Source organism: Methylobacterium sp. NPDC097929, from assembly GCF_049543375.1.
GTDB lineage: Bacteria > Pseudomonadota > Alphaproteobacteria > Rhizobiales > Beijerinckiaceae > Methylobacterium.
On record NZ_JBMVEP010000031.1, the window covers coordinates 1 to 9,168 of the forward strand.

The window sequence follows — 9,168 nt, forward strand, 5'->3', positions numbered from 1 at the left end:
CAGGGCGTTGGCGCAGACTGGCGCTTCACCACAAAGGACGCCCGCATCAAGCTCCGCAAACTCTACCCCACAACGGAGGCGTGACAGAGCACTAGCAGGATGGTCGCCCCTAAGGGGGCCGAATGACCCATAGCGGCCCCTTCACGCTGTGGCCTTCGTCGTCCGCTTCGACCCGGGAAGCGGACGTCGTAGAAGCCCTCACGGCCCCACTGTTGGGGCGGATGAAAAGCGTGCCGTGGACCCTGCGATCAAGATCACCAACATCACCGCCTTGCCGCTGCTAACTGAACTGGCGCGTAGGTGTTGATAGCCGACCCAGTGTCCTGTTTTGAGGCCTCAAAGTTTCGCACTGGAGCAACTTAGACTGAAGAAGGCCCGCCATCGTGAGATGGCGGATCCATCGCGTTAGGTGCAGCCGTAAACCGATTGGTCACTACCGCAGGGTATTCGCGGGTCCCGGGTGAACCAGGATGGCCAGCCAGAAGCCCATGCCGCCGCGAGCCACGTAAATCACGTCGTGCACGTGGGGGTTATTTTAACGCGGCCGGCCTGCCGAGGGGGCAAGGAGGCAGGCCGACCGCTATCGCGAACCGCGGGAAGGTCCGGTTACGCGACCTGTTGCCGGGCGAGGCCCGGATCTCGTGCTTCGCCCTCAGTGTACGGGGGCGCCGTGCCGTGCGGGTTCGACGGGCTCGGCGGAGCTGTCCCTCGCCATGTCCGCCGCCCGCTGCCGGAAGGCCCGCGCGATCAGCACGTAGAACAGCGGCGTGACGAACACCGCGAGCACGGTCGCCGTGATCATCCCGCCGAGCACGCCGGTGCCGATGGCCCGCTGGCTGTTCATGCTGGCGCCCGTGGCGATGGCCAGCGGCACCACGCCGAGGATGAAGGCGAACGAGGTCATGATGATCGGCCGGAAGCGCAGCTCGCACGCTTCCAGCGCCGCCTCGTGCACGGAACGCCCCTGCGCCACGAGCTCCTTGGCGACCTCGATGATCAGGATCGCGTTCTTCGCCGTCAGGCCGATCACCGTGATCAGGCCGACCTTGAAGTAGACGTCGTTCGGCATGTCCCGCAGCAGCATGGCGAACACCGCGCCGACCACGCCGGTCGGCACCACGAGCAGCACGGCGAGCGGGATCGACCAGCTCTCGTAGAGTGCGGCCAGGCACAGGAACACGCAGAACAGCGCCAGCGCCAGCAGGTAGACGGCCTGGGAGCCCGAAAGCTTCTCCTGCAGCGATTGTCCGGTCCAGGCGAAGTCGAAGCCCTGGGGCAGTTGCCCGGCGAGCCGCTCCATCTCGACCATGGCATCGCCGCTGGCGTAGCCGGGCGCCGCGCTGCCGCCGAACTTGATGCTTGGGTAGCCGTTGAAGCCCACCACCTGCGCCGGGCCCATCGTCCAGGAGATGCGGGCGAAGGATTGCAGCGGCACCATCTGGCCCTTCGCGTTGCGCACGTGGAGGTCGAGCAGGTCCTCGGCCTTCATCCGCCGCCCGGCCTCGGCCTGCACGATGACGCGCTGCATTCGCGCTTGGTTCGGGAAGTCGTTGACGTAGGCCGAGCCGAGGCTCGTCGAGAGCGCGTCGTTGATGTCGGCGAAGGTGACGCCAAGGGCGTTCGCCTTCTGTCGATCGAGGGTGAGCTCGACCTGCGGCGCGGTTGGCAGGCCCTCGACGTAGACCCCCTGGAGGATGGGGCTCTGCGAGGCGGCGGCCAGGAGCTGGTCGCGCGCGGCGGCGAGCGCCGCGTAGCCCTGCTGCCCCTTGTCCTGCAGGCGGAAGGCGAAGCCGCTGGAATTGCCGAGGGAGTCGATGGCCGGCGGCGACAGCGACATGGCGATGGCGTCGGGCAGGCCGCCGAGCACCGCGTTGGCCCGGGCGGCGATGGCGTCGGCGCCGTCGTCCGGCCCGCGCTCCTTCCAGTCCTTCAGGGTGACGAAGGAGAGCGCCGCGTTCTGGCCCTGGCCCGAGAAGCCGTAGCCGAGCAGAACCACGCGGCTGGCGACCGCCGCCTCGGTCCCGAAATGGTCCTCCATGCGCTTGGCCACGTCGAGGGTGCGCTCGGTGGAGGATTCCGGCGGCGTCTGCGCGTCGACGATGATGTAGCCCTGATCCTCGGTCGGCAGGAAGCTCGTCGGCATCCGGACGTAGCCCCAGCCGAGCGCGGCGACGAGCGCCGCGTAGACGAGGAGCGACCGCACCGGCCGGCGCAGCATCCCGGCAACACCGGACCGGTAGGCCAGCGTGCCCGCCTGGAAGCGGCGGTTGAACCAGCCGAAGAAGCCGCCCTTGGCGTGGCCGTGACCGGCCGCGACGGGCTTGAGCAGCGTCGCGCAAAGCGCCGGGGTCAGGGACAGCGCCAGGAAGGCCGAGAAGGCGATGGAGGTCGCCATGCTCACCGCGAACTGTCGGTAGATCACCCCGACCGAGCCGGGGAAAAAGGCGAGCGGCACGAACACTGCGATCAGCACCGAAGTGATGCCGATGATGGCTCCCGTGATCTGGCCCATCGCCTTGCGGGTCGCCTCCCGGGGCGAGAGGCCCTCCTCGCCCATGATGCGCTCGACGTTCTCGACCACGACGATGGCGTCGTCGACGAGGATGCCGATGGCCAGCACCATGCCGAACATGGTGAGCACGTTGATCGAGAAGCCGGCGAGCAGCAGCGCGCCGCAGGTGCCGAGCAGGGCCACCGGCACGACGATGGTCGGGATGATGGTGTAGCGGATGTTCTGCAGGAACAGGAACATGACCACGAAGACCAGCGCCATCGCCTCGGCGAGCGTCATTAGAACCTTCTTGATCGAGACCTCGACGAAGGGCGTGGTGTCGTAGGGCACCGTGACGCTGACATTCGCGGGCAGCGTCTTCGAGAGCTGGGCGATCTTGGCCTTCACGCCGGTGGCGGCGGCGAGCGCGTTGCCGCCGGGCGCGAGCTGGATGCCGATGCCGGCGGCCGGGCGCCCGTCGAGGCGCGTCTGCATGTTGTAGGACATCCCGCCGAGTTCGACCTCGGCGACATCGCGCAGGCGCACGAGCGAGCCGTCCATGTTGGCGCGCAGCACGATCTCCTCGAACTCGGCGACCGTCGTCAGCTGGCCCTTCACGAGCACGTTGGCGGCGATGCGCTGGCCTTCCCTAGCCGGCTGGGCGCCGACGATGCCGGAGGTCACCTGCGCGTTCTGCGCCGCCACCGCCGCGGTGACGTCGGCGGGGGTCATGTTGAGGCCGACGAGCTTGACCGGGTCGATCCAGATCCGCAGCGCCTTCTCCGACGAGAACAGGGTGGCGCGCCCGACCCCCGGCACGCGCCGCAGCTCACCGAGCAGGCGGCGGGCGGCGAGGTCGCCGAGATCCGTATCGGTTAGGCTGCCGTCCTTGGACGAAACGATGACGAACTGGAGGAAGCTGGTGCTCGCCTCCTCGACGATGACGCCCTGCTGCGTCACGGCGCGGGGCAGTCGCGCCTCGATGCGCTTGATCCGGTTCTGGACCGCGACGGTCGACTTCGACGGGTCGGAGCCGGGCGCGAACGAGGCCATGATCTGGGTCTGGCCGGAGGTGTCGCTGGTGGACTCGAAGTACATCAGCCCCGGGATGCCGTTGAGCTCCTCCTCGATGATGCGGGTGACGCCGTCGTAGAGGCGCTCGGGCGGGGCGCCGGGATAGGTCGCCGTGACCTGGATCGTGACGGGGGCGACGTCCGGGTATTGCGAGATCGGCAGGAAGGCGATGGAGATCGCGCCCACCAGCATGATGAAGATGGAGATCGCCCAGGCGAAGATCGGGCGCTCGATGAAGAAGCGGGTCATGGGGATCGTGCCTCGAGCGCATTCCGACGAAGTGGACACCGGTTCGTCGAGAGAATGCGCGGCAAAACAAGAACCTAGAGATGAGTCCCGACCCAATGGTCGGGCGCAGCTCTAGCGCGAGCGGGGCCGGGTCAGTGCTGTTCGGGGGCGGCGGCCGTCTTGCCGCCGCTCCAGGCGACGGGGTTCACGGCCATGCCCGGCTGGATCTTCTGGAAGCCCTCGACGACGACGGTCTCGCCGGCCTTGAGGCCCTCCTCGACGATCCAGCCGGCATCGGTGAGCGCCCCGGTGCGCAGCGGGCGCAGAGCCGTCTTGCCGTCCTGCACGACGTAGGCCTGGGCCTCGCCCGCGCTGGAGCGCTGGATCGCCTGGGCCGGGACGACGACCACGTCGGCCTTCATGCCGTGCGCCACGCGCACCCGGACATAGGTGCCGGGCAGCAGGACGGCCTTCGGATTGGGGAAGGCAGCGCGCAGGGAGACCTGCCCGGTGCCGGGGTCGACGCTCACATCCGTGAACAGCAGACGGCCGGCATCGGGGTGCAGCGTGCCGTCGTCACGGACAAGGCGTACCTCGGTCTCCTCCTTGCCGGCGGCGCGCTCGGTGAGCTCGCCGGGATCCGAGGCGGAGGCGTTGAAGTCGGCGAAGATCGGGTCGATCTGCTGGATGACGGCGAGCTTCGTGGCGTCGCCCTGGCCGACGAGGGCGCCCTCCGTGACGAGAGCGCGCCCGATCCGGCCCGCGATGGGCGCGCGGATGGTGGCGAAGTCGAGGTCGATCTTCGCGCGGTCGAGCTGCGCCTTGGCGCTCGCCACGTCCGCCTCGGCCTGACGCAGGGAAGCGGTGGCGATGTCGTGCTGGGCGGTGCTGGCGGCTTGGCGCTCCAACAGCGTCTCGGTGCGCTCCGACTGCTTCGAGGCCTGGACGCGGGTCGCCTCGGCCTTGGCGAGCGCCGCAGCCTTGGCATCGACCTCGGCCTTGTAGATGGCCGGGTCGATGCGGAAGAGCACGTCGTTCTTCTTCACGAGGCTGCCCTCCTCGAAGGCGCGCTCTCGGATGATGCCGGAGACCTGGGCGCGGACCTCCGCCACCCGCGTCGAGGCGAGGCGCCCGGGCAGGTCGTAGGTGCGCGGCACGGTCGCCGGCTCGGCCGTCGCGACGGACACGTCCATCGGCGGCGTCTCCGCCGCCGCGGCGGCCGGGTCGTTCGCCGCGGGCTTGCAGCCGGTCAGAACCGCGGCCAGCAGGAGCGTGGGGAGGGACAGGCGGTGATGGTCACGCCAGGTCATGGTTCGAAGGTCCTTGTCTGAAGACGAGTGGGCGGGTGCCGTGGTGGGCCGTCAGCCCGGCGGCGCCATCGCCAGGAGGCGCCCGCGCAGCGCGGCCAGATCCGGGAGCGGCCCGCCCGACGCGTGCAGGAGGCAGGCGTGCCACGCCCCGTCGGCGGCAAGGCGGACGACCTCCAGGGTCGGCGCGCTGTCCGTGGCCCGGTGCCGCTCCAGGCGCCGCACCATCCACGCGGCGTGCTGTCGGCGGACGTCCGGGTCGGCCAGGCCGGAGAGGTACAGGGCCGCCGCCTGGCTCTCGCTCCCGGAGGTCGGGTCGGGGAAGACCGCCTCGACGTAGGCGCGGGTGAAGCGGCCGTGCGGCGCGGGGTCCCGGGCCATCGCGGCGTCGATGTCGGCATCGAGCCGCTCGGTCAGGGTCTCGAACACCCCCTCGACCAGGGCCTGCTTTGTGGGGAAATGGTAGTAGAGGAAGCTCTTGGTCACGCCGGCCGCATCCGAGACGGCCTCGATCGTCAGCCCGGTGGGCCCGTGCTCCAGGGCGATGCGCACGGCGCAGTCGAGGAGCCGGCGGAGCACGAAGTTGGGCTGCTTCTCCCGGTGGAGGGCGCTCGACATGGTCAGTGCCCCGTGGTCGCCGAGAAGGCCTGCATCACCACGACCCCGCCGACGATCATGGCCATCCCGACCATCGCCGGCACGTCGAGGGCCTGCCGGAACAGCGTGGCGCCGATGAGCGCGGTCACGACGATGCCGACCCCGCTCCAGATCGCGTAGACGACGCCGAGCGGCATCGCCTTGAGGGCGATGGACATCAGGAAGAAGGCGGCCGTGTAGCAGACCGCCATCCCGAGGGTCGGCCCGACCCGCGTGAACTGCTCGGACTTCTGCAACAGGGTCGTGCCCGCCACCTCGAACGCGATGGCGGTGCCCAAGGCGGCGTAAGCCACGATCGATGCGTCTATCGTACGCTCTGCTTCCATCTCACATCTCCAGGCCGGTCAGCCGGGCTTGCCTCCGCTTCGTCGGTCAATTAAATCCATCCGTACGGAATTAAAAGAGGGAAATTCGGGATGGGCCGTCCGAGGAGCATCGACCGGGACAGGGTGCTCGACATTGCCGAGCGGATCGTCCGCGAGGAGGGCGCCACCGCCCTGACCTTCGACACCGTCTGCAAGGCCGCGGGCATCACCAAGGGCGGGCTGCAATACTGCTTCGGCAGCAAGGACGACCTGCTCGCCGCCATCGCCGAGCGGTGGCTGAAGGGCTTCGACGCCGAGGTCGCGCGCCACACCCCGCCCGACGCGACCAGCCTGGAGCGCGCGAGCGCCTACGTGACGGCGTCGGCCCGCGTCGACGTGGCGAGCCAGACCAAGATGGCCGGAATGCTCGTGAGCCTGCTGCAATCGCCGGAGCACATGGAGAAGGCGCGCGGCTGGTACGCCGCGTGGCTGGAGCGCATCGACCCCGGCAGCGAGGCGGGGCGCCGGGTGCGCACCGCGTTCCTCGCCGCCGAGGGGGCCTTCTTCCTGCGCGGCCTCGGCCTGATCGACCTCGACCAGGCCGGCTGGGAGGATGTCTTCGACGACATCCTCAAGCTGCTCTGACCCGTCCCGCGATTCGCGTCGATCCCCCCGGAACGCCCATGGTCGAACAAATCGAAGCCGGCACCGCGCTCTCGGATGTCACCCTCGACAGGGTGGACGTGAGCCGATTGGCCGCCCGTGACCTGCCGGTTCGCGTCGTCCGATGCGATCTGGAGAATGCCGACCTTTCCGGCCTGAACCTCACGCAATGGTCCTTCGAGGGATGCAACGTCCAGGGGGCCGGCCTGAACGGGTCGGTGCTGGAGCGTTCCGTCTGGGCCTCCTGCCGGGGTGCTGGCGCGAACCTGACCGGCGCCGACCTGACGGAGGCGGCCTTCCGGTCCAGCGACTTCAACAACGCCGATTTCCGCGGCGCGAAGCTGTCGGGTGCCTCGTTCGTCGGCTGCAAGCTGACGGGCGCCAACTTCGCGGAGGTGCGCTGGCTGGGCGCGACGTTCCGGGAAACCCTGCTGGTCTACGCCAGGCTGGCCGGCCTCTCGTTTCGCGGCGCGCATCTCGAAGGCGTGGACTTCTCCCAGGCGGACATCCGCGACTGCGACTTCCGGGAGGCCGTCTTCGAGAACGGGAGCTTGCGCGAAGCCTCCCTCAAGGGGGCGCGCTTCCAGGGAGCCGACCTGCGCGGGGCCGACCTTGGCGGCCTCCGGCTGGCCGACGCTGCCCTGATCAAGGGCGCGACGATCTCGAGGTCGCAGGCGGCCGAGCTCCTCGGCAACCTCGGGGTGCATGTCCGATGACCCCGGAAGCGCCCCGCCTCGTCCGGACCCGCGCATCGGCACGCCGACACTGATCGGGGAAGGGTCGGCGGCCCGCTGTGTCAGGGTCGCGTGACCTCGTCCCGCTCCGCGGGCCTCAACCCTCCACACCCCATTGGAAGAGAGACAGATGACCACGGAGCCTCGCTTCTCCGCGCCCGAGACCCTGCGCGCCGTCGTCGGCGCCGCCCGTGCTCTGGGCCGCCGCCAGAACCGCGACGGACACTGGGTGTTCGAGCTGGAAGCGGATGCCACCATCCCGGCCGAGTACGTGCTGCTGGAGCACTAGATGGACCGCATCACCCCCGAGCGGCAGGCGCGGATCGGCGTCTACCTCCGGCGCACTCAGGGCGAGCATGGCGGCTAGCCGATGTTCCATGCGGGCGCGTTCAACCTCTCGGCCAGCGTGAAGGCCTACTGCGCGCTGAAGGCCATCGGCGACGCCCCGGAGGCGCCGCACATGGTGCGGGCGCGCCAAGCCATCCTCGGCCACGGCGGGGCGGAACGCGCCAACGTCTTCACCCGCATCCAGCTCGCCCTGTACGGCGCTATCCCCTGGCGCGGCGTGCCGGTGATGCCGGTCGAGATCATGCACCTGCCCAAGTGGTTCTTCTTCAACGTCTGGGCGATGTCGTACTGGGTGCGCACCTGCGTGGTGCCGCTGCTCGTGCTGCAGGCGCTGCGGCCCCGCGCCCGCAACCCCCGCGGGGTGAGCTTCGAGGAGATCTTCTGGACGCAGCCGGAGCGGGTCCGTGACTGGATCCGGGGCCCCTACCGCTCGCGTTGGGGCGTGGCGTTCAAGCATATCGACACGGTGCTGCGCTGGACCGAGCCGCTGTTCTCCAAGCTCGCCCGCGGGAGCGCCGTCGCGAAGGCGGTCGCCTTCGTGGAGAAGCGCCTGAACGGGGGGGGACGGGCTCGGGGCGATCTACCCGGCCATGGCCTATGCGCTGATGATGTACGACGCGCTGGACTATCCCGAGGACGACCCGCGCCGCCTCACGATCTGGACGGCCATCGACAAGCTGCTCGTCGAGACGGACGAGGAGGTCTACTGCCAGCCCTGCGTCTCGCCGGTCTGGGACACGAGCCTGTCCGGGCACGCCATGATCGAGGCGGCGCGATCCGGCGGCGTCGAGGCGCAGCGGGAGCTCGACGCCGCCTGCGACTGGCTGGCGGCGCGCCAGGTCACCGACGTGCGCGGGGACTGGGCAGAGGTTCGGCCAGATGCCGAGCCCGGCGGCTGGGCGTTCCAGTACCGCAACGACCACTACCGGGACGTGGACGACACGGCGGTGGTCGCCATGCTGCTCCACCGCAACGGGCGGCCCGAACACGCCAAGGCCGTCGAGCGGGCCCGGCGCTGGATCGTCGGGATGCAGAGCCGCGACGGCGGCTGGGGCGCCTTCGATGCCGGCAACGACCGCGCGTTCCTCAACCACATCCCGTTCTCGGACCACGGCGCGCTGCTCGATCCGCCGACCGCCGACGTGACCGGCCGTTGCATCTCCTTCCTGTCCCAGCTCGGGCACGAGGCGGACCGTCCGGTGATCGAGCGGGCGCTGGCCTACCTCCGGGCCGAACAGGAGCAGGACGGCAGCTGGTTCGGGCGCTGGGCGACACCGACACGGACCGGGTCATCGCCGCGCTGGAGGCGCTGCAATACGACGTCGCCAAGGGCCCCGAGCGCTACCGGGCCTGCGACCACC

6 protein-coding genes and 2 pseudogenes are annotated in these 9,168 nt (G+C 69.7%); 4 read left to right on the top strand and 4 right to left on the bottom strand.

All coding sequences use genetic code 11. The features are described 5' to 3' along the window. Positions 1–652 precede the first annotated feature (652 nt). From ACPCJR_RS26150 to ACPCJR_RS26165, 4 genes are all read right to left on the bottom strand, one after another. Positions 653–3,814, bottom strand: coding sequence for a multidrug efflux RND transporter permease subunit (locus ACPCJR_RS26150; RefSeq protein ID WP_391516471.1), 3,162 nt, complete (start codon positions 3,812–3,814; stop codon positions 653–655). Between the two features lie 131 nt (positions 3,815–3,945). Continuing rightward, a complete protein-coding gene (locus ACPCJR_RS26155) occupies positions 3,946–5,103 on the bottom strand; it encodes an efflux RND transporter periplasmic adaptor subunit (RefSeq protein WP_391516469.1) in 1,158 nt (385 codons plus the stop codon). Between the two features lie 51 nt (positions 5,104–5,154). After that, entirely contained in the window at positions 5,155–5,718 is a 564-nt protein-coding gene (locus tag ACPCJR_RS26160; RefSeq protein WP_391516468.1) for a TetR/AcrR family transcriptional regulator, read from the bottom strand. A 2-nt stretch (positions 5,719–5,720) separates the two neighbouring features. Beyond that, positions 5,721–6,050, bottom strand: coding sequence for a DMT family transporter (locus ACPCJR_RS26165; RefSeq protein ID WP_391516466.1), 330 nt, complete (start codon positions 6,048–6,050; stop codon positions 5,721–5,723). A 123-nt stretch (positions 6,051–6,173) separates the two neighbouring features. Between ACPCJR_RS26165 and ACPCJR_RS26170 the strand changes: the two genes are divergently transcribed. The 4 genes and pseudogenes from ACPCJR_RS26170 to ACPCJR_RS26185 form a co-directional block, all read left to right on the top strand. Continuing rightward, positions 6,174–6,707 (top strand): TetR/AcrR family transcriptional regulator, encoded by a 534-nt coding sequence (locus tag ACPCJR_RS26170; protein WP_391516465.1) that lies wholly within the window; start codon positions 6,174–6,176, stop codon positions 6,705–6,707. Positions 6,708–6,745: 38 nt separating this feature from the next. Beyond that, on the top strand, positions 6,746–7,441 hold the full coding sequence (locus ACPCJR_RS26175; RefSeq protein ID WP_391516464.1) for a pentapeptide repeat-containing protein: 696 nt from the start codon (positions 6,746–6,748) through the stop codon (positions 7,439–7,441). A gap of 148 nt (positions 7,442–7,589) precedes the next feature. After that, a pseudogene (locus ACPCJR_RS26180) lies at positions 7,590–8,306 on the top strand (squalene--hopene cyclase); the annotation flags it as partial. A 91-nt stretch (positions 8,307–8,397) separates the two neighbouring features. Continuing rightward, a pseudogene (locus tag ACPCJR_RS26185) lies at positions 8,398–9,168 on the top strand (prenyltransferase/squalene oxidase repeat-containing protein); the annotation flags it as partial.